Source organism: Candidatus Krumholzibacteriota bacterium (genome assembly GCA_016932415.1).
GTDB lineage: Bacteria > Krumholzibacteriota > Krumholzibacteriia > Krumholzibacteriales > Krumholzibacteriaceae > Krumholzibacterium.
In genome coordinates this window covers 21728-43490 of record JAFGCX010000020.1, presented here as the reverse complement: position 1 = coordinate 43490, position 21763 = coordinate 21728, and the positions used below count along the sequence as shown (strand labels likewise).

General features: G+C 47.3%; 21 protein-coding genes, 1 tRNA gene, 1 other RNA gene and 1 other annotated feature. All 23 genes read left to right on the top strand.

Annotated elements, in window-relative coordinates; genetic code table 11:
- Window positions 1-28: 28 nt before the first annotated feature.
- Entirely contained in the window at window positions 29-1954 is a 1926-nt protein-coding gene (thrS, locus tag JW814_07395; protein MBN2071266.1) for a threonine--tRNA ligase, read from the top strand.
- A 24-nt stretch (window positions 1955-1978) separates the two neighbouring features.
- Window positions 1979-2095: a sequence feature (ribosomal protein L20 leader region), on the top strand.
- A gap of 71 nt (window positions 2096-2166) precedes the next feature.
- Window positions 2167-2694: a translation initiation factor IF-3 gene (infC, locus tag JW814_07390; GenBank protein MBN2071265.1), complete on the top strand. Its 528-nt coding sequence runs from the start codon at window positions 2167-2169 to the stop codon at window positions 2692-2694.
- Window positions 2681-2875 carry a 50S ribosomal protein L35 gene (gene rpmI, locus JW814_07385; protein ID MBN2071264.1) on the top strand — a complete coding sequence of 65 codons (195 nt, stop codon included), beginning with the start codon at window positions 2681-2683 and terminating at the stop codon, window positions 2873-2875. Before infC ends, rpmI begins: the two co-directional genes overlap by 14 nt.
- A gap of 65 nt (window positions 2876-2940) precedes the next feature.
- On the top strand, window positions 2941-3294 hold the full coding sequence (gene rplT, locus JW814_07380; GenBank protein MBN2071263.1) for a 50S ribosomal protein L20: 354 nt from the start codon (window positions 2941-2943) through the stop codon (window positions 3292-3294).
- Window positions 3295-4356: a phenylalanine--tRNA ligase subunit alpha gene (pheS, locus tag JW814_07375; protein MBN2071262.1), complete on the top strand. Its 1062-nt coding sequence runs from the start codon at window positions 3295-3297 to the stop codon at window positions 4354-4356.
- On the top strand, window positions 4353-6752 hold the full coding sequence (locus JW814_07370; protein MBN2071261.1) for a phenylalanine--tRNA ligase subunit beta: 2400 nt from the start codon (window positions 4353-4355) through the stop codon (window positions 6750-6752). The genes pheS and JW814_07370 overlap by 4 nt, the downstream gene beginning before the upstream one ends.
- A gap of 8 nt (window positions 6753-6760) precedes the next feature.
- On the top strand, window positions 6761-7045 hold the full coding sequence (zapB, locus tag JW814_07365) for a cell division protein ZapB (GenBank protein ID MBN2071260.1): 285 nt from the start codon (window positions 6761-6763) through the stop codon (window positions 7043-7045).
- Between the two features lie 76 nt (window positions 7046-7121).
- On the top strand, window positions 7122-7418 hold the full coding sequence (locus tag JW814_07360) for a cell division protein ZapA (GenBank protein ID MBN2071259.1): 297 nt from the start codon (window positions 7122-7124) through the stop codon (window positions 7416-7418).
- Window positions 7419-7485: 67 nt separating this feature from the next.
- A non-coding RNA gene (gene ssrS / locus JW814_07355) (6S RNA) lies at window positions 7486-7671 on the top strand.
- Between the two features lie 131 nt (window positions 7672-7802).
- Window positions 7803-9368: a ribonuclease Y gene (rny, locus tag JW814_07350; GenBank protein MBN2071258.1), complete on the top strand. Its 1566-nt coding sequence runs from the start codon at window positions 7803-7805 to the stop codon at window positions 9366-9368.
- Between the two features lie 77 nt (window positions 9369-9445).
- Window positions 9446-10222, top strand: coding sequence for a TIGR00282 family metallophosphoesterase (locus JW814_07345; GenBank protein ID MBN2071257.1), 777 nt, complete (start codon window positions 9446-9448; stop codon window positions 10220-10222).
- 12 nt (window positions 10223-10234) lie between these two features.
- Window positions 10235-11146, top strand: coding sequence for a bifunctional 5,10-methylenetetrahydrofolate dehydrogenase/5,10-methenyltetrahydrofolate cyclohydrolase (locus tag JW814_07340; GenBank protein ID MBN2071256.1), 912 nt, complete (start codon window positions 10235-10237; stop codon window positions 11144-11146).
- Window positions 11133-12473, top strand: coding sequence for an exodeoxyribonuclease VII large subunit (gene xseA, locus JW814_07335; GenBank protein MBN2071255.1), 1341 nt, complete (start codon window positions 11133-11135; stop codon window positions 12471-12473). Before JW814_07340 ends, xseA begins: the two co-directional genes overlap by 14 nt.
- Entirely contained in the window at window positions 12440-12652 is a 213-nt protein-coding gene (gene xseB, locus JW814_07330) for an exodeoxyribonuclease VII small subunit (GenBank protein ID MBN2071254.1), read from the top strand. The genes xseA and xseB overlap by 34 nt, the downstream gene beginning before the upstream one ends.
- The gene (locus tag JW814_07325) at window positions 12645-13547 is read left to right on the top strand and encodes a polyprenyl synthetase family protein (GenBank protein MBN2071253.1); all 903 of its coding nucleotides are present in this window, start codon (window positions 12645-12647) and stop codon (window positions 13545-13547) included. The genes xseB and JW814_07325 overlap by 8 nt, the downstream gene beginning before the upstream one ends.
- A gap of 2 nt (window positions 13548-13549) precedes the next feature.
- Entirely contained in the window at window positions 13550-13987 is a 438-nt protein-coding gene (locus JW814_07320; GenBank protein MBN2071252.1) for a divergent PAP2 family protein, read from the top strand.
- Window positions 13988-14014: 27 nt separating this feature from the next.
- Window positions 14015-15910, top strand: coding sequence for a 1-deoxy-D-xylulose-5-phosphate synthase (locus JW814_07315; protein ID MBN2071251.1), 1896 nt, complete (start codon window positions 14015-14017; stop codon window positions 15908-15910).
- 2 nt (window positions 15911-15912) lie between these two features.
- Window positions 15913-16773, top strand: coding sequence for an NAD(+)/NADH kinase (locus tag JW814_07310; GenBank protein ID MBN2071250.1), 861 nt, complete (start codon window positions 15913-15915; stop codon window positions 16771-16773).
- A gap of 15 nt (window positions 16774-16788) precedes the next feature.
- Entirely contained in the window at window positions 16789-18483 is a 1695-nt protein-coding gene (gene recN / locus JW814_07305) for a DNA repair protein RecN (GenBank protein MBN2071249.1), read from the top strand.
- A tRNA-Arg gene (locus JW814_07300) sits at window positions 18474-18547 on the top strand. The genes recN and JW814_07300 overlap by 10 nt, the downstream gene beginning before the upstream one ends.
- Before the next feature lie 117 nt (window positions 18548-18664).
- Window positions 18665-18856 (top strand): hypothetical protein, encoded by a 192-nt coding sequence (locus JW814_07295; protein ID MBN2071248.1) that lies wholly within the window; start codon window positions 18665-18667, stop codon window positions 18854-18856.
- 564 nt (window positions 18857-19420) lie between these two features.
- Window positions 19421-20383, top strand: a complete 963-nt coding sequence (locus JW814_07290) for a sensor domain-containing diguanylate cyclase (protein ID MBN2071247.1) — start codon at window positions 19421-19423, stop codon at window positions 20381-20383.
- Between the two features lie 68 nt (window positions 20384-20451).
- Entirely contained in the window at window positions 20452-21747 is a 1296-nt protein-coding gene (locus JW814_07285; protein ID MBN2071246.1) for a nucleotide sugar dehydrogenase, read from the top strand.
- Window positions 21748-21763 lie beyond the last annotated feature (16 nt).

Here is a 21763-nt window from a genome sequence, read left to right as displayed (position 1 = left end):
AATTCCCTGTAAGGTGGATAATCATAAAATGGTCGAGATAATATATCCGGATGGATCAAAAGACGAAATCGAAAAAGGCTTGCCCGTAAAAGAGCTTCTCGGCAAACTTCCAAGGTCAGTAAGTAAAAAGGCTGTGGCCGCGCGGATAGACGGCCGGCTCTTCGATTTGCGGGAAGATATAACAGTGGGAGGCGATTTTACTGTCATAACGATCGATGATCCCGAAGGTCTCGATATACTCAGGCACAGCACCTCACACCTCATGGCTCTTGCCGTCCATGAACTTTTCAATGATGTCAGGTTCGCCATAGGCCCCTCGATACAAGAAGGGTTCTATTACGATTTTCTTTTAGACAGGCGGTTCACGCCGGAAGATCTCGAAGCTATCGAGGAGAAGATGAAAGATCTTCTGAAAAACGGCGGTCTTGAGTTTGTCAGGGAGGTCATCGAAAAGGAAAAGGCGATCGAGCTCTTTTCTTCCGGTGGCCAGCAATTCAAAGTCGAACTTTTAAACGAAATAGAAGACGACACTGTCTCGATCTACAGGCTTGGAGCTTTCGTCGATCTATGCAGGGGCCCTCACATTCCGGATGTGAAGATGATGAAGCATTTCAAACTTCTTTCCCTGGCCGGGGCCTATTGGCGCGGCGACGAGAAGAGGGATATGCTTCAGAGGATTTACGGGACTGTCTTCTTTTCTGCCGACATGCTGAGCCAGGAACTGGAAAGGCGTGAAGAAGCAAGGAAAAGAGATCACAGAAAACTTGGCCCACAGCTCGGGCTTTTCGATATCAAGGAAGAAGCAGGCGGTGGACTCGCATTCTGGTATCCAAAAGGATATATACTGCGTGAAGCGGTGGAGGATTTCTGGAAGAAAGAGCATAGGGCTAACGGTTACGAGATGATAATGACTCCTCATATCGCCAGGAGCGAACTCTGGAAGACCTCGGGGCATTACGATTTCTATAAAGAAAACATGTTCATCATCAAGAACGACGAGGGCCAGGAATTCGTTTTGAAACCTATGAACTGTCCTGGTCATATACTTGTGTATAAAAGTGCCATTCACAGCTACCGGGACCTTCCAATCAGATACGCGGAACTGGGAACGGTATACAGGAACGAACGTTCCGGGACTCTTCATGGCCTTCTCAGGGTGCGGGGATTTACGCAGGATGACGCTCATATCTTCTGTACTCCAGAACAGCTGGACGTCGAAGTCGACAAATGTTTTGATCTCGCGCACCACATCCTGACCACCTTCGGATTCAACGAGTACACTGTTGAACTCAGCGCTCACGATCCCGATAACATGGACAAGTACGCTGGATCACCTGAAGAATGGCGGATGGCGGAGAGCTCTCTGATGAAGGCGATCGAGAAGCGTGACATACCGTTCAGAAAGATCGCAGGTGAGGCGGTATTCTACGGACCCAAGATAGACCTGAAGCTGATAGACGCCATCGGAAGAGGGTGGCAGGCGACGACGATACAGTTCGATTTCAACCTTCCGAGAAGGTTCGATGTCCAGTATATCGACAGCACTGGAAAGAAAGAATATGTCTATATGATCCACAGGGCCCTTCTCGGGTCGATAGAGAGGTTCATTGGCACGCTTACAGAACATTACGCCGGACTTTTCCCGCTCTGGCTGGCACCGGAACAGGTCTGGATCATACCTGTCGGAAAAGACCATCATGAGTACGCGGTCGAATGCGCTAAGAGGATGAAGGCGGCCGGCATAAGGGCAAGTTGCGATCTCCGGGAGGAGAAACTCGGTTTCAGGATACGCGAATGCGAAGTCCAGAAAATACCTTACGCGGCGGTTTGCGGTGATAACGAGATAAAGGATGGGACTCTCGATATCAGGTCTAAATCGAAGGGAAGGCTGGGAAGCAGCAAAATAGAGGAATTTATTACGGAATTGGTTGACGAGATAGATAGAAAAGCATAATATTATGCTGTTATCTGGTTTTTTAAATAAAAGAAGGAGCGAGAGCTCCTCACCTTGCGGTCTTAAATGTACTGGTAGGGTTTCATCTAATACCGAAGCAAACCGGGCGGGTGGAATATCTACGCGCCCTTTTTATTTTTTGTTCAGGAGGTGAACAGATCAAAGACAGATTCAGAAAAGATAAGAACGATAAAAGGACCAGGATCAATGAAATGATCAGAATCCCCGAAGTAAGGGTCATCGCTGATGATGGTGAACAGCTCGGTGTGATGTCTACGGACGAAGCGAAAAGGATCGCTGAAGAGAGAGGGCTTGATCTTGTGGAGATAGCCCCTAACGTCAGGCCACCGGTCTGCAAGATCATGGATTTCGGAAAACATAAATATGAAGAGAGCAAAAAGGTCCGCGAATCGAAGAAGAAACAGCATGTGACTCATCTGAAGGAGATAAAACTCCGTCCCAAGATCGAGAAACATGATTTTGAGTTCAAGCTTAGAAACGCTCAGAGATTTCTCGAACAGAAAGACAAGGTGAAGTTCACTGTCGTTTTCAGAGGCCGGGAAATGGAACATGTTGAGAAGGGGTATGAACTTCTCGAAAAGATAATCCAGGAATTCTCCGATTTGGCTATTATCGAAAAACCTGCCGTCAGAACCGGCAGAATAATTTCGATGATAATGGGACCGGTCTCAGAGAAAAATGCGAGAAAAGGGGGTGGAGACGAGGATGCCAAAAATTAAAACAAACCGTGGAGCTGCGAAACGATTCCGATTGACCGGGAATGGAAAAATAAAAAGAGGTAAGGCTTATGCGAGCCATATTCTTACTAAAAAATCGACCAAGAGGAAACGCAACCTCCGCAAACAGACTCTGGCAGCCACATCTGATGTAAAAAGAATCAAAAGGATGTTGGGCATGTAGGTCTTTTTGGGATCGAATAAATCATATTGTCTTGAATAGGAAATAAGTACAGGAGGCATACAGGTATGCCGAGAACAAAACACAGTGTAGCTTCGCATAAAAGAAAAAAGAAGGTGTTGAAACAGGCAAAAGGGTTTACCGGCGGAAGGGGAAAACTCTTTCGCTCAGCCCAGGAAGCCGTGAACAGGGCGCTTTCATACGCGTACAGGGACAGGCGTGCCAGAAAAAGAGATTTTCGCAAACTCTGGATCGCCAGGATCAATGCCGCGGCGAGGCTGAATGGTCTCAGTTACAGTCGTTTCATGAACGGCCTGAAGAAATCCGAGATCGAGATAAACAGAAAAATGCTTTCCGAAATAGCTATCCATGACGCGGAAGGATTCTCGAAACTCGCCGAGATCGCAAAGGATGCCCTTTAAATGAGTCGCGAGGGAATCGACCGACAATCTCTCGAAAAGATCAAGAACGAGGCTTCCGAACGGCTCGGCAGCGCGAAAGGTCTTGAGGCGATTGAGGATATACGGATCGAGTATCTTGGAAGGAAGGGCGTCCTGACGAACGCCCTCAGATCGATAGGCCAACTTCCAAAGGAAGAAAGGCCGCTTATCGGAAGCCTTTTCAACGAGATCAAGACGGTGATCAATCGTCTTATCGAAGAGAAGAAAAACGAGCTTTCCTCGGGGATAACCGACAGTGAACCTTACCCCGGAGATCCTACCCTTCCTGGCAGGAAAGGGTGGAGAGGCGGACTCCATCTTCTTCACAAGGTGACAAGAGACGTCAAGGAGATATTCTACAGGATGGGATACTCGCTTGCCGAGGGGCCCGAGGTGGAGCTGGATTATTACAATTTCGAGGCTCTTAATTTTCCCGAAGAACACCCCTCTCGCGACACGCAGGATACTTTTTACATCAACCGGGATATCCTTCTTCGAACGCAGACTTCGCCCGTCCAGGTCAGGTACATGGAAAAAAACGATCCTCCGTTACGGATCATTTCACCGGGAAGAGTCTACAGGAACGAAACACCAGACCCTTCTCACTCAGCTGAATTCAATCAGATGGAGGGTCTTTACGTTGACCGGGACGTATCGCTTGCCGATCTGAGAAACGATGTGACCTATTTTATACATTCATACTTCGGAAAAGAGACAAAGGTCAGGTTCAGGCCTCATTTCTTTCCTTTCACGGAACCGAGCGCAGAGGTGGACATGACATGCTTCGCCTGTCACGGAAACGGATGTCCGATCTGCCAGAAAACAGGATGGATCGAGATCATGGGAGCCGGTATGGTTCATCCAAACGTCTTTAAATTCGCCGGTTACGATCCCGATTCGGTCACCGGGTTTGCTTTCGGCCTCGGAATAGACCGTGTGGCGATGCTGAAATATGGAGTCGACGACATACGCAGATTCCTTGCGAATGATATCCGTTTTCTCAGCCAGTTCTGGAGTGGATCATGGGTAGGAGCGAAGGAATGAAAGTTAGCTTAAACTGGCTTAAGAGATACGTGGATATAGTAGAAGATCCGAAGACACTGGCGGACGATCTGACGATGTTCGGATTGAATGTCGAAGGGATCGAGGACAGGCGGCCTGATTTCAGCGGAGTAATATTCGGAATAGTGACCGAATGCGGGAAACACCCTGACGCGGACAAGCTGAGCGTCTGCAAAGTTGACACTGGTCAGGAAGAGCATCTGAACATCGTGTGCGGCGCCCCGAACGTAAGGGCCGGATTGAATGTTGCGGTAGCCGTCAACGGTGCCGTCCTTCCTGGTAATTTCAAGATAAAAAAGACCAGGATCAGGGGACAGGTCTCGGAGGGAATGATCTGTTCTGAGATAGAACTTGGGATCGGAAGCGACAAAAGCGGTATCATTGAACTTGGATTTGAACTCGCGCCTGGAACCGATCTTGGTGGCCATCTAGGATCTGATGATGTCATCCTCGATATCGAGGTGACGCCGAACAGACCTGATCAGCTTTCCCACCTGGGGATCGCCAGGGAGATCGCCGCCCTCTACAAAAGGGATCTGAAAGAACCGGAATATCTGCCTCTCGAGACCGATGACCGGTTCAAAGTCAAAATAGAGGATACGAACGATTGCTGGAGGTACTCTGCGGCATGCGTCTCTGATGTAAAGATTGAAAAATCTCCACAGTGGATTCAGAAACTGCTGGTATCGGCCGGCGTCAAACCTCTTAATAATATCGTCGATATAACGAATTTCGTTCTGATGGAGATCGGTCAGCCTCTCCATGCTTTTGACAGGGACAGGTTGATAGGGGACACTATAACTGTTAGAAGAGCAAATGACAGGGAGACGCTCGAGACTCTCGACGGAGTCAAGAGAAAACTGGGCAGCAGCGTCCTGGTCATCGCCGATTCAGAGATTCCCGTCGGCATCGCTGGCGTGATGGGTGGAGCCGACAGCGAGATCAAGGACAAAACGAAACGGATCGTCCTGGAAAGCGCGGTTTTTGATCCGGCCGCAGTGAGAAAATCGAGTCATTATCTGAAGCTCGACACGGAAGCCTCTTACAGGTTTGAGCGCGAGGGAGATGTCGGTATAACGGTAAAGGCGCTCGAAAGAGCATGTTACCTGATAAAAGAGATCGGAGCTGGCGAACCTGAACTGAAGATTACCGATAATGTCGCTGACCGGGTGGTCCTTGAGGAGAAAAAGATATCGATCAGGGTCAGCCAGGCAAACAGGCTCATGGGGACGCATCTGGGCCCAACAGATCTGAAAGACCTTCTTTTACGTCTCGATCTGGAATCGGAGATAAAAGGGAATGAGATCGTTGTGGCGATACCGTCATTCCGCAGGGATATCAAGGCCGAGGTAGATCTGATAGAAGAAGTGGCAAGAGTCTACGGATATGAGAATATCGGACGTGAAGAGGAATACAGCAGCAGGATATTCTCGCGTGTCTCGTCTCTTGACATGTTGCGGGAGGATCTTTCGTTTTTCCTTGTATCGAGAGGGTATGCCGAAGTGATCAATTCATCCTTCATGGATCCCGAAGACACGAGGGTCTTCGAGTGGCATTCCAGCGATCCGAGGTGTAACCCGGTAAAGCTGCTTAACCCTCTTTCGCTGGGCCAATCGGTCCTGCGGACTTCTCTTCTTCCTGGAATCCTCAGGACGATCGCGAGGAACGCTCCGGTCGAACAGGAAGGGATAAAAGTATTTGAAATGGGCAGGATCTTTCTGCCTGTCGGTCCAGGTGATGGGCTTCCTGAAGAAAAATTGCACCTGACAGCCTGCTTTACCCGAAAGAATATTCCGGTGCAATGGAATGAGAAGCAGAGAGAATTCGATTTTCTCGATATGAAAGGGGAGATCGAAACGGTCTTTGAGTGGATCGGTATAGAATCCGAGGTTAATATTGAAAGGGAAAAGAGAGAGGAACCGGACTTTGTTTTTAACTGCTACTATAAAAACGAGTTAGCAGGTTATTGTGGAATGATACCGGGCCGTATTTCGAAGAGGTACGAAATACCGAGCCCTGTATTCTATTTTTCAATACTTCCCGAAGTGATTCATTCGCTGGGAGTTAATGAACTCACGTATTCGGAACTTATACCATATCCCGCTGTAAAGAGGGATCTGTGTGTCGTTGCTTCGGAGAGGGTTAAATTCTCCGATATCATGAAGGTCGTTAAAAAAAGGGCCAAATATCTTGAATATATAAGGCTGTTCGATTATTATCGTGGTGGCAATCTGGGGGAAGGGCAGAGAAGTTACGCTTTCAGGCTCTCCTTCAGATCACCTGAAGGGACGCTCGATGACAAGGTAGTAGACAAGGTGATCGGCAAGGTCCTGGACGGATTACGTACAGAGTTACAGGTATCTTTAAGGATGGAATAGGAGAAAAAATGGGATCAGTCGGGCTTGCAAGCCTCGAAGTCCTTGAGGAAAAGATAATTAAGGCGGCGGAACTTATTGAAAGACTTTCCGGGGAAAAAAAGAGGCTCGAGGAAAAGAATAAAGAGTTGAAAGATCAAGTCGATTCGTTATATATTAAAAATGAAGAACTGAAGAAAGAGATTGAAATCTTTAATAGTGATAAAGACAAAAGAAAAGATTTCGACAAAACCAGAGAGGAGATAGGAAACAAAATCGAGGAGATGCTGTTAAAGCTCGACGGACTTGAACTCTAGTCCGCGAGGTTTTACGAGGTTGTTTCCGGGCGGGGATGATGAGGACTCAACTGTGTTGATCTTGAAAGGAAGATAGATGACCGAAAAGAACACAGAGAAGGTGGAAATTTTTGGTCAGGAGTATAAAATCAAAGGTGTCGGTGACCCTCATTATATTCACAGGATCGCTGGATATGTTGACAAGAAGATGAGGGAGATCGCGCATTCCAGTGGGATAATGTCACAGTCACGTATAGCTATTTTAACTGCTCTTAATATCGCCGACGAATTGCACCAGATCAAGGAGAAGGAAAAGAACAACGAGAAGGAATTCGGACGGAGAGCTGCGAGGCTGGGAGAGTTGATAGAAGACAAGATTAGTACAGGAAGGTAATCCTCATCCCCAAGTTTATATAAAACGCGGGGATATGAGATGAGATCGATAAATAGAGCTACCGAGAAATTCCCTGCTTTGTTGGTGTAGGTAAAAATCATTTTTTGCCAACGCTTTAAGCCCGGAAATCCAATGAATGGTGATTCAGACCAGGCCGGGGCGATCCCGGAAGGTCGAGATTGCCGTGAGGATATCCACTGTTGTAAGTCAGGGCTTAAAAGGATTCTACCTCACGGCATTGAGTGGGGAATTTTCATTGTTACCAGCATCTCCCTGAAATTTCCAGAATAATCCAGATACTATATTCATATTTTATGTAGATTGCAGTTTAATTGAAAAAATCGGGAGGTGAAAACCCCTGAATTCTTTAAGGGGGGTATTAAAATGGAAGGCATGATCTATTATCTGTTGATTGGAATCCTTGTACTTTTCCTGGGATTTATCGTGGGCTGGTTCGTGAACAAGAAGATAGCCCAGGCTCAGATGAAACATACGCAGAAACTCGCCGAGAATATCATCGCCGAAGCCCAGAGGGAAGCGGAGACGAGAAAAAAAGCCTCTATTCTTGAAGCGAAAGACGAGTGGTACCAGGCCAAGCTCAAGTTCGAGAAAGATACGGCTGAAACGAGAAATGAACTGAGGAATGTCGAGCGGAGGATCGAGGAAAAAGAAGAGAATATAAACCGGAAGGTGGACTATCTTGAAAAAAGGGAACAGGAGCTGATAGATAACCGGAAGGTCCTTGAAAACAAGCTTATAAACCTGAACTCGAAAAAGGAAGAGATAACAAAGGTCCTGCATCAACAGAACGAGAAGCTTGAAAAAATAGCTGGAATGAGCAGCGATGAGGCCAAGAAACTCCTTATCTCGAATCTGGAAAGCGAAGCCAAGATGCAGGCTGCCAGAAAGATCAAGGAGATCAAGGATGAGGCGGAAAGGAACGCGACGAAAGCGGCAAGGGAAATAATAACGCTTGCTATTGAACGTTGCGCCGCCGATCACGTTGTCGAATCGACAGTGTCAGTCGTCGATCTTCCCAATGACGAGATGAAGGGGAGGATAATCGGAAGAGAGGGCCGTAACATCAGGGCTTTCGAAAACGCCACTGGAATCGATGTGATCATCGATGATACGCCCGAAGCTGTCATCCTTTCGGGATTTGATCCAATAAGACGGGAGATTGCGAGAATCGCTTTGGATAAGCTTGTTAAGGATGGAAGGATCCACCCGGGAAGGATAGAGGAACTGGTCGAAAAGACGAAAAAAGACCTTATGGAAGAAATAAGGGAGATCGGAGAGCGCACATATCTCGAACTCAATATGCATGGATTGCATCCCGAGCTGGTAAAGTTGCTTGGAAGGTTGAACTACAGGACATCTTACGGTCAGAATGTACTCCAGCATTCGAAGGAAGTAGCCTTCGTCGCTTCGCTTCTCGCAAGCGAACTTGGTCTCGATCCCGTCATCGCGAAAAGAGCCGGACTTCTTCATGATATCGGAAAAGCTGCCGATCATGAAGTAGACGGACCGCACGCCGAAATAGGAGCAGACCTCGCCCGAAGGTACGGTGAATCAGAGGTAGTGATCAACTCGATCGCTTCACATCATGAGGATGTCGAAAAGACTTCACTGATGGCGCATATTGTCTCAGCCGCGGATTCGATCTCCGGGGCCAGACCTGGCGCGAGGCGAGAGACTCTGGAGAATTATATCAGAAGGCTGGAAAAACTCGAAAAGATCGCCGACGCTTTCGATGGAGTGGAAAAATCATACGCGATACAGGCTGGAAGGGAAATAAGGATCCTCGTCAGTCACAAGAAGATAGATGACGCCCAGGCTACTCAGCTTGCGAGCGATATTTCGAGAAAGATAGAGGACGAGATGGAATACCCCGGACAGATAAAGGTGATTGTGATACGGGAGACAAGGGCTGTCGATTTCGCAAAGTAGGCTTTACATGGCGCGGCGCAAGCGACGACTGAGTCTGCTCGATGCCGTTCAAGTAAAAATCGGGAGAAAAGAACAGCATGAATATCCTGATCCTTGGAGACGTCCTTTCAAAAATCGGCCGGATAGCTTTAAGAGACGGGCTGCCTGAACTGAAAAAGAGACTGAAAGTAGATCTGTGTACGGCAAACGTAGAGAACGCGGCGGGGATGTTCGGCGTCACTGAATCTGTCGTCAACGAGATCAGGCAGTACGGGGTCGATCTTATGACCAGTGGTAACCATATCTGGGACAAACAGGAAGGCGTAAGACTCCTTGATGATCGGGACGATCTGCTCAGGCCGGCGAATTATCCACCCGGCGCGAAAGGGTATGGATTCGTCACCAGAGAGGTATCTTCAAGGCGTGTCTGCCTGCTCAATCTTCAGGGCAGGACGTATATGCCCGATATCGACTGCCCGTTCAGAAAAGCTGATGAAGTGCTTTCGTCACTTTCCTCAGATATCAGGATAATCATCGTCGATTTTCACGCCGAAGCTACAAGTGAAAAACTTGCCATGGCGTATTATCTTGACGGACGGATCTCGATCCTTGCCGGCACTCACACGCATGTGCATACCGCCGATGAAAGGATCCTTCCTGGAGGGACAGCCTACCAGACCGATATCGGGATGACCGGTCCGTATTCGTCGGTGATAGGGGTAAAGAAAGAAGCTGTCATAGAAAGATTCCTGACCGGGATCAATGTCAGGTTTCAACCGGGCGGAGAAGATCCCTGTATCCAGGGTTTGTTCGTTGAAGTGGATGATAATACCGGAAAAGCTTTGAAGCTGGAAAGAATCCATCAGCCGTTGTGAAGGAGGGCAGTATTGAAGACCCAGGAATACAAAAACCTTATTGACGGAAAAAGAATATCAAAGGAAATACTCTCGGAAGTCAATGAGGAATCAGCGAGGTTCTCCAGGGACAATGCTCCTCCAAAACTTACCGTTCTGATCGCCGGTGACGAACCTGCTTCCCAGGTTTATGTCGGTATGAAAGTCAAAGCTTCGGCGAAATGTAATATCGATTCCGATCTGATAGAACTGCCCGCGGACATCACGGAGGAATACCTGATCGAGAGACTGCGTACACTGAACAGTGACAGGTCTGTCGACGGAATACTCGTTCAGCTTCCTCTTCCCGCGCATATCGACGAGCAGAAGATCATCGAGTCGATATCACCCGACAAGGATGTTGATGGTTTTCATCCATACAATCTCGGAAGGCTCGTATCCGGAAAGAGAAGATTCGTACCGTGCACACCTCTTGGCATTATGACGCTTCTCGAAAGGTATTCTATCAAGACTGAAGGAAGTAATATTGTTGTCGTTGGAAGAAGCCTTATAGTGGGAAAACCCATGGCTCTTCTTCTTTCGGCAAGGTCTTCAGGGGGAAACGCGACGGTGACACTTTGTCACACCAGGACAAGGAATCTTGAGGAAATCCTTTCGAAAGCGGAAATAATAATCGCTGCGGCCGGCAGTCCGAGGATGATAACAGGTGAGATGGTAAGTGACGGCGTCGTCGTCATTGATGTCGGAATGAACAGGGTTGACGATCCGGCGGCAAAAAGAGGATATCGCCTCGATGGGGATGTCGATTTTGATTCAGTCCAGCCGAAAGCTTCACTGATAACACCGGTTCCCGGAGGTGTAGGGCCGATGACTGTCGCTACGCTTATGAAAAACACTCTTCAGGCGGCGAAATGGGCAAGGGGAGCGGGTGATGAGATCAAGTGACTGGAACGATTCGCCAGTTACAGAAAACGAAGATATATATTCTGTTTCCGAGATAGCCGAGGCTTTGAGGCATAATCTTGAGACTGAATTCCCCTCCGTCAGAATAATCGGCGAGATCGCAAATTTCAAGGCGCACGCTTCCGGACATTATTATCTTACGCTCCGGGATGAAAAGAACCTTATCCGAATAGTCATCTTTAAAAGAAACGCGTATCGGCTCCCGTTTCTTCCTTCTGACGGGATGCAGGTGATCGCATCCGGACGAATATCATTCTACGGTGGGACTGGCCAGACGCAGCTGATAGCCGAGAATCTTGTAAGAGCCGGGAAGGGAGCCTCTGAACTTCAGTTTCGAAGGACCCTGCAGAAATTGATCGACGAAGGCGCAACGGGGATCGACAGGAAAAGGGCTATTCCTCGTTTCCCGGAAAAAATAGCAGTCATAACCTCTCTCTCCGGTGCCGTTATAAAAGATATATCCAATACGCTTGCCAGACGCTGGCCGCTGGCAAGGATCGTAAGGGTTCCAGCGGAAGTACAGGGGGCGACAGCCGCGGGATCAATAATACGGGCGTTTGAAGAAACTGATTCGATGGAAGGGATCGATTGCGTGATCCTCGCTCGCGGAGGAGGAAGTATCGAGGATCTCTGGGCCTTCAACCTTGAAGAAACGGCAAGAGCGGTGTTGGGAAGCAAGTACCCGGTGATAACAGGTATAGGCCATGAGATCGATACTACAATTTGCGACTATGTATCAGATCTGAGAGCTCCTACTCCTACTGCCGCAGCGGAACTTGCCGCTCCGGAGATCGGACAGGTAAAAAATGACATCGCGAATATTATCCGGATTCTCGGGAAAATAGCTGACCGCGGTTCATTACGAAGGTACAACATGCTCGATCTTGTGATGCGAAGCAGCGTATTCCCGGCTATCAGGCATAGACTCGATTACGGGATGCTGCAGGCGGACGAGAAACAGGTTCGGCTTGAGAACTGGTGGAAAGGAAACAGGCACGATCTATTGGCATCAAGCGGAAATCTCTGTGTGCGGCTCGACAGGACACTCATCGACAGGCTGGGATTTGTGAAGGAAAAAACAGCCGCGAGGATAAGGATGCTTGAAGGGCTCTATCCACTTTCAATACTGAAGAGGGGATATTCGTTTTGTACCTCGGATGATGGATTGAGGATAATCTCCGGAACCGATAATATTGGAAAAGGTGACAATATAGCTGTAAATTTTCATGACGGTTCCGCTTTTTGCACCGTAAAGGACAAAAGAAAGGGGAAGATGTGGCGCCAAAACAAAGCTTCGAAGATTCAATAAACAGGCTTGAAGAGATAGTAAGAGAGCTTGAAGAGGGACAGGTACCGCTTGAAGATAGTATCCGGCTATACGAAGAGGGGATGAAACTGGGGAAAAAATGCAAACAGATACTTGAAGCGGCTGACAGGAGAATAACGCAACTATCCGCTGGACTTGACCGAGAGGAATCAAGTGAGTGACAGTACCGGAGACTCTCCGTTTCTTTCAAGGATTGCCAGGACGGCTGAAGAGGTTGATTCCAGGCTTGATATCCTTCTTCCTCCGGAGTCGGAAACCCCTGAATCGCTTCACAGGGCGATGAGATATTCTACTCTCGCGGGGGGAAAGAGAATAAGAGCGGCACTTTGCTTGTGGACTCACAATCTTGCCGGCAATTCCTATCCTCTGGAGGCCCTTGATGCGGCCTGCGCAATCGAATGCCTTCATTCGTACACCCTGATTCACGATGATCTTCCATCCCTCGATGATGATGCGCTCAGGCGCGGTAAACCTTCGTGTCATGTACGTTTTGGGGAAGCTATCGCCTTGCTCGCCGGGGACGCGCTTCAGGCCCTTGCGTTCGAAATATTGTCGCGAAATGGAAATGTGCCGGATAAGAACAGGTTGCTCGCGATAAGGATCCTCGCCGCAGCGGCCGGTTCAAGAATGCTCGTGGGAGGACAGGTCGCCGATCTTGAAGGTGAAGGTAAAGATCCCATGGCCGAAATGGTCGCTTTTATCCACGAAAGAAAGACGGCGGAACTTATCTCTGCTTCAATGTCAATAGGAACAGCCCTCGAAACAGTATCTGCGGATATTAATTCGGAGATTGCCGATATAGGAAGAAAGGCCGGGCTTGCATTTCAGATCACCGATGATCTTCTTGATCTTGTGGGTGATGTCAGTGATGTGGGAAAAGGCTTGCGAAAGGACAACAAAAGAGGGAAAATCACATGGCCCGCGACGTTCGGTATCGAAAAATCCCGGGATATGGCAAGATCGCTGATAAATGAATCCATCGAAAGGATACGTGGGCTTGGTGATGACGGGTCGATAGAGGGGCTGTTTGAATACATTCTGGAGCGTATTTCCTGACTATGATCAAGCTGATTCTCTATAAGAATATTTTCATCGTTCCGATAATCTGCGGCATTATCGTACAGTTGATCAAAATGGGTATCTATTCCATAGTGGGCAGGGAACTCGATATTGGAAAACTTTTTCAGACCGACGGCATGCCGAACCTTCACGCTACCGTCTTTGGGTCATTATCTGCGATAGTAGGCCTTAAATATGGCTATTCGTCGATTCTTTTCGCGGTCAGCGCCACATACACGGTGATTATCCTTCATGATACTATGAGGGTGAAAAGGGAAAAAGAGAAACAGGTCGGAATCCTGCGTTCTATTATTTTCAGCGTACACGGATACAGTGAGATAGATTCGTTCAAGACAAGCAGAATACTCCAGTTCCGTCCGCTCGATGTGATCAGCGGCGCCGCGCTTGGAGTTCTGCTGACATACATCGTACTGTAGAAAAGAGCGTTTATTTTGGAAGATAGCATCTATCTGAAAAATATCGATTCCCCGTCGGATATAAAGAATCTTTCGATCTCCGATCTTGAAGTACTTGCCGGCGAGATCCGCAGATATATCATAGAGACTGTCTCAATAAGGGGAGGACACCTCGCATCAAGCCTGGGTACGGTGGAGATAACTCTCGCCCTGCATTATATCTTCAATTCACCGGAGGACAAGATCGTCTGGGATGTCGGGCACCAGAGCTACGCTCACAAGATATTGACGGGACGAAGAGAAGCATTCAGAGATCTGAGAATAAGGGGAGGTATCTCCGGATTTCCTAATATCTACGAGAACGAACATGATTCCTTTGGAGTAGGTCATGCCTGCACAGCGATATCCGCAGCCCTCGGATTCGCCGTCGCGAGGGATCTAAGGGGAAAGGACAATTTTGTCATCAGCGTTGTTGGTGACGGCTCGATATCGGGAGGGTTATCCCAGGAAGGGATCAACCAGGCCGGACATCTGAAAAAGAACAGGTTCGTGATAATACTCAACGACAACGAGATGTCCATATCGAAGAATGTGGGCGCGCTCGCTAAATATCTGACAAGGATCACTACAAAAAAACCGTATCTGCAGATCGAATCAGATGTGTGGGAGTTATTGGGGAAGATCCCTTCTCTTGGAGGAAAAGCACGGACGCTCGCCAGCCGTATCAAGGAAAGTATCAAAAATCTTGTCGTTCCGACCATCCTCTTCGAGGAACTTGGATTTCGATACCTCGGTCCCCTTGACGGGCATGATATCGAGGAATTAGTAGATACTTTCTCGAACCTTCACCAATTGCCAGGCCCGGTTCTTGTGCATGTTATAACGAAAAAAGGCAAGGGGTATCCTTTCGCGGAGAAGGATGCGGAAAAATTCCATGGTATAGGGAGTTTTTATAAAGCTACCGGTGATTCAAAAAGTGTCTCGGAAAAAGAAAAGTACAGCAAGGTCTTTGGCAGGGTATTATCCGGGCTCGCGAGAAAAGACGACAAAATCGTAGCCATAACAGCGGCGATGAAGGAAGGTACGGGCCTTGCCTGTTTCGCTGAAGAATTTCCAGGTAGATTCTTTGATGTCGGGATAAGCGAACCGCACGCTGTCACATTCGCGGCAGGACTTGCCAAAGAGGGATACAAGCCTTTTGTCGCCATTTATTCGACCTTTCTGCAGAGAAGTTTCGACCAGATCATCCACGACGTGGCGCTTCAGAGGCTACCGGTAAGATTCGTTCTGGACAGAGCCGGTATCGTCGGTGAGGATGGTCCCACGCATCACGGCAACTTCGATCTCAGTTACATGAACATGATCCCCGGTATGACGATTATGGCTCCTTCTGACGAGGTCGATATGGAAAGAATGCTTGGCGATATGGTGTCGCACGAGAGCGGTCCCGTAATGATCAGATTTCCGAGGGGCAACGTTCCGGAAGTAAGATCGGAGATGACCGGAACTTTTCCGGAGAAAGGCAGGGGAGTGATCGTAAGGGAAGGCAAAGATTCGGTCGTTTACGCGATCGGTTCTATGGTCAATACTGCGATAGCCGCTGCGAATATTCTTTCCAAAGAAGGAATAGAACTGCAGGTAATAAACGCAAGATTCGCAAAACCACTCGACGAGCTCCTCATTCGAGAGACTTCGATGGAGAAGAATATTGTTTTTACTCTCGAAGAGAATGTCAAAAAGGGAGGGTTCGGAGATTCAGTGAGAGACCTGCTTTCGGAACTGAGATCATCAGCCCGACTGATAAAACTTGGTATTAACGACAGGTTCGTTCCGCACGGAAAGAGAGATCAGCTCCTTGAAGAGACAGCTCTCGACGAGATCTCGATCGCGAGGATAATCGGCAAGGAACTGCGTGCAAGAAGCCTGAACGATAACGGAGGATAATAATGAAGATCAGCAGGCTGGGACTCGCAGTGAATATCTATAAAGCTGATATCGCTGATATACTGAAGGATGTGATAGAACTTATCCCTGAAGGTGTAGAGATAATAGCGATGAAAGAAGTCTCGGGACTTGTACCGGAAGCCAGTGTAAGGTTCGCCAACTCATATAAAAATTGCGATATAGTGATATCTCTTGGAGGAGATGGAACTTTTCTCAGAGCTGCGAGGCTTGTGGAAAGAGAGGAGATCCCTCTGATGGGTGTCAAAATACGAAGCCTCGGGTTTCTGACTGAGGATAATCTCCAGAAAGCGATGAAGGACCTCTTTAAAGGCAAATGTATGGTGCAGGAACGGATGAGACTTAAAGTATCATTTTCGGGAAAAGAAAAGAGGGGAGAATACTACTCGGCACTAAACGATATCGTTATTCATGGAACAGGACTTTCAAGAGTGATCCATCTGAAGACAACAATGGATAATACGATGCTCGGTGAGTATCTCTCCGACGGCGTGATCATATCTACTCCTACCGGATCGACCGCGTATTCGCTAGCAGCCGGCGGTCCTATCATCAATCCCGTAACGATGCAGGGCATGATCATTACCCCTCTCTGTCCCCATTCTCTTTCCGTAAGACCGGTCGTGGTAAGCAGCCTCGAGACTCTGCAGGTGGAGGTGGTCGAAAAGGATCAGGATATAATGCTGACCATTGATGGACAGAAGGTGTGCGGGTTGGAAGCCGGAGAAATTATCACGGTTCAAAAAAGTGAGAAAGTCACAAGGCTTGTGACACGGAGAAATTACAATTTTTACGATCTTGTCAGGAAGAAGCTTAAATGGGGTGGTGTTCTGCGGGAACATTGATGAAGGGAAACGGGTATGCTTCAGGAGTTGCTCATCCGCAATCTTGCCGTCGTTGAGGACGCGGCGATAATATTCGATAATGGATTGAACGTTATAACCGGATCTACGGGGGCTGGCAAATCTATCATACTTACCGCGGTGGATCTTTTATCAGGTGGAAGAGCCAGAAAATCTCTTTTGAGAAAAGGAGCGGATAAGCTTTGTGTCGAGGGAAGATTCCTTATGCCCGGGAAAATGGATATTTCAGGTATTCCAGGGATTGATATCAAACCTGGCAGTCAGGTATCGGTAAAAAGAGAGATAGGTTTCGACGGAAGAAGCAGATTATGGATCAATGATCGAACTGCTTCAAACCAGGATGCTAAAAGACTCTCGGAAATACTTCTTGAACTTAACTCACAGCACAGGCACCAGGAGCTTCTTGATCCCTCGAGCCATATCGCGCAGCTCGATGGCTCGGGACCATATGTGCAGCTTCTCGAGAGATGCGATGAGGCCATAGAGCTTTTCCGAAACAGGTGGAAAGATCTCGACGCGTTGAGAAAAAAAGAAAGGGAAAACAGGGAGAGAGAAGATTATTTCAGGTTTCAGCTGAAACAGCTCGATGCCCTGGGGCTTGACCCGGGGATGGACGATCAGCTTGCGACGAGGATCAAAAAACTGGAGAATCTTCATAGCCACGCCAGATCGATCGAAGAATCAAGGTCTCTGCTATCCGAAGGAGAGGGATCTATTCTTGAAAAAATGAGCGCGCTGGAAAGGCTTTTGGGGAAATTGTCCATGATCGATCAGAGCTGGAGTGATTCGAAGCTTGAGATCGAGGAAATGATCATTTCGCTCGAAGAGATCGACAGAACGCTTGAACATTCGGAATCGGACGATGAGGACGATCCCGCAGATCTCGAATATCTGCAGAACCGGCTTGCGGCGATCCAGTCGGCCAAACGAAAATTTGCTACTGATTTCAGGGGGCTTATAGAAAAACGCGATGAACTTAGATCCTCGTTGAGATCTCTCGAAGATGGGTCTGACGAGATGATAGAGTCATCCAGTATGCTTCAAAAAGCAAAGGAAGGACTTTTACCTTTATTGAAAAGGCTTTCCGATGAAAGGAAAAAACACGCTAAATCGATCGATGAAGAGATCACAATGGAATTGCAGGGACTCGGAATGAATGGCGCTGTTTTTAAAACCAGCATAAAAACCGTCGAAATAAAAGCTTTCATAGACGGTGCTGATGAGCTAGATTTACATCCTGGCGGTTGGGACAGGGTTGAATTCATGATCAGAACGAATGTGGGAGAGCAGATGCACCCACTTTCGGAAGTGGCGTCAGGAGGGGAACTTTCCAGGATCACCCTGGTACTCAAGAGACTGCTTGTAAGGAAAAAGGGAATACCAACCCTTATTTTCGACGAGATCGATTCAGGACTCGGAGCAGATCTCGGGGCCGTTGTAGCTGAAAAAATGGAAGAACTTGCTGATAATTATCAGATCATAACGATAACCCATCTGCCACAGGTCGCGGCAGCTGGAAATCAGCATATTTTAATAGAAAAGAAGGTCCTTGGCGGCAGGACGATCACAAAAGCTTCTGTCCTTGGCAAGGAAGAGAGAAAAATCGAACTGGCGAGAATGCTGGGAGGCAGGGGAGACCTGAGAGAGAAACTTGCCTCGGAACTTCTCGGAAATAAAGAAAAGCGCCCGTAGCTCAGTTGGATAGAGCACCAGCCTCCGGAGCTGGGTGTCGGAGGTTCGAATCCTCTCGGGCGTGCTTTTGGCTCCGTGACCCGGTCAATCCCGGATGCGGGACACGGAGCCTGATAAAAACAGGGAACAATATGAGTTTTCTTTTGTAAAACCGGGGGAAAGATCTCAACAGGGGAAAGGGATGTTATTTTTCAGGATTCTTCTGATATTCGGGCTGGCCTATTATCTTATAAAGATTTTTGGAAGATCTTTTAATCCGGGGAGAAGATCCGGGAAACCCAGGACCGGTACGGGAGGAGATCGCAGGGATGAGGATTACAGCGAATTGACCAACCAGAAGATAGAAGATGCTGATTACGAGGAGATCGAATAAAGGAAGTCCCATGCCAGGCGGAGATCCCAAAGGATAAAGAGTGATGGTTCTAAAGACAAGGCAGCCTAAAAGACGGAAATTTCAGTCAACCATAAGACAGACGGCACGGAGAAAGAGGGAATATTTCTATTCATCGATTACCGTTTTGCTTGTCAAAATTATCCTTTTGGTGTTTCTCATCATCCTTCTGAAGACGACAATAGGTGTATTCATCTACAGGTTCAGTGACAGTCCAGCGGCATTGAGATATTCACTTCCGGGGTTGATTGTAATTATGATCGCAGTATTGATATATTATATCATTAAAAATATCAACAATTTAAAAGAAGAATATAAGAATTTACATTAAACGTAAGCCTCTGATCTCTCAAGATTTTTATTATTATTTTGACATCTATGAACCTGGCAGGCCTTTTTACTAATCGGTGGCATGTCTTTTGCGTTATTTGAGTTTGTAATTTACGCATTGGTAATAATATGCATCATAAATTTGATGAAAAAGACATCCTGTTCCGCACATTCGCCGAGATTACCAGCCTTATCAGTCTTGGTAAGGATAATCGTGTGATCTTTAATAAGATAATAAGCAGCGCCATTGATATCCTCCCTACGAACAAGATCCATATGATCTTTATCGAAGGTCAGAGGATAATAAAGTATACAGGCGAAATGAAAGGCAAGAAATATACAGTCGGAATCGAGGATATACCTGGGTCAAGCGGAATAACAATGTGGCTTCACAGGGAACTTGAGGAATCGAAGAGCGGGAGTAGCATATTTAACCTCGATCTTTCCCTTGTCGCCCGGGAGCTTGTAAAAGACGAGAATCATTTCAGCACTGTGATCTCCGCTCCCCTGATGTCCAGGAACGCGCTGTTCGGAGTCATTCTGGCCATCAACGATCCTGAGCAGGGGGATTTTTCGGAAGAAGATATTCATCTTCTGAACGTGATGGCAAATCAGGGGGCTATCGCGTTTGAAAATTACCTTCTCTATAAAAAGCTCAAACTCGAATCGATCACGGATGGACTTACCGGCATATATAATTACCGGTATCTGATTAGATCTATCAATCTGGAGATTAAAAGATCGATACGTTTTGACCAGGTATTTTCATTCATCATGCTGGATGTCGATAACCTCAAGGATTACAACGATAAAAATGGTCATCTTTCGGGCAGCAGGGCACTGACTGATATCGCGGCGATATTAAAATCCAACTGCCGTGATATCGATGTTGTCGCCAAATACGGTGGAGACGAATTTGCTATCCTTCTTCCGCAGACCAATCTTGAGGGTGCGATAAAACTGGGAGAAAGGATATTGAAGGCGATAAACCTTTTTAAATTCGACAGGGTCAATGCAGGACTGCTGTCATGCAGCCTGGGAATAGCCGTATATCCGGAAGATGCCTTGGGGGTCGAAGAACTTATAGACAATGCGGATGCGGCTCTCTATAAGGCAAAGGCCGAGGGAAAGAACAATATCAAATGCTACAGGGGATTAAAATATCTGGAAAAAGCTTGAAACCTTTGACCTGAAAACCGGTTTTGGTGTACTCTCCACATCGAATTGGCTTTTGAAAGGAGTCAGAATTGGATCTTAAAGAGAAATTATCCCAAAGAACGGCAGTCCAGTCCGTTATAGGCCTTGGTTATGTCGGTCTTCCCCTGGCCGTGGAATTCAGTAAAGCCGGTCTGCAGACGGTCGGAATAGATATTGATTCTGAAAAGGTAAAAAAAATCAACGCCGGCAATAGCTATATCGGTGATGTCACAGACGAAGAATTAAAAAACGCTGTAAAAAGCGGCAAATTGAAAGCTACAGATGATTTTTCCGTATTACAGGATGTTGACACGATAAACATAGCTGTACCGACTCCGCTCAGAAAGACCAAAGATCCTGACATCTCGTATATAGTCGCCGCGTTGAAAGAGATTCGGAAATATGTCCACAAGGGCCAGTTGATCATCCTTGAAAGCACTACTTACCCCGGGACGACGGAAGAGGTGATGATGCCGATCCTGGAGGAGAGCGGCCTGAATGTGGGTAAAGACTTCTTTCTCGCTTTTTCTCCTGAACGAGTGGATCCGGGTAACGAAAAATACAATACAAAGAATATTCCAAAGGTCGTGGGAGGAGTCACACCTCAATGCACTGAACTTGCCGAGATGCTCTACAGGGCTGCCGGTATGAATCCCGTTCCTGTCAAATCTTCGAGAGTCGCTGAAACTGTCAAATTACTTGAGAATACCTTCCGTAGCGTCAATATAGGATTGGTAAACGAGATCGCTTTGATGTGCAACAGAATGGGTATCAATGTCTGGGAAGTCATTGATGCCGCGGCAACAAAACCTTTTGGTTTCATGCCATTTTATCCAGGTCCAGGGCTTGGAGGCCACTGCATCCCGATCGACCCGTTTTACCTGTCCTGGAAAGCCAAACAAAGCGGATTCGACGCACGTTTCATCGAGCTGGCAGGTATGATCAACGGTGATATGCCAATGCAGGTCGTCGTTCGCGTCTCTGATGCGATGAACTCTGTAAAAAAATGCATGAATGGCGCAAAAGTTCTTGTCGTGGGAATATCTTATAAACAGGATATCGATGACACACGTGAATCGCCGGCTTACGATATAATCAAACTTCTCCTGAACAGAGGCACTGAGGTCTTCTGGTACGATCCTTATGTTAACGAACTCGGAGAACTTGGAAGCAGCGCCAGAAAACTTGATTTCGAACCTGAAAAACTCAGGGAGATGGATTGCGCGATCATAGTCACGGGGCATTCCTCCATCGATTATAAAAAGATAGTAACGAACTGCCCGCTGATCTTTGATTCAAGGAATGTCCTGAAAGAATTCGATGATAAAAATATTGTAAGGCTATAATTAACGATGAATTTGA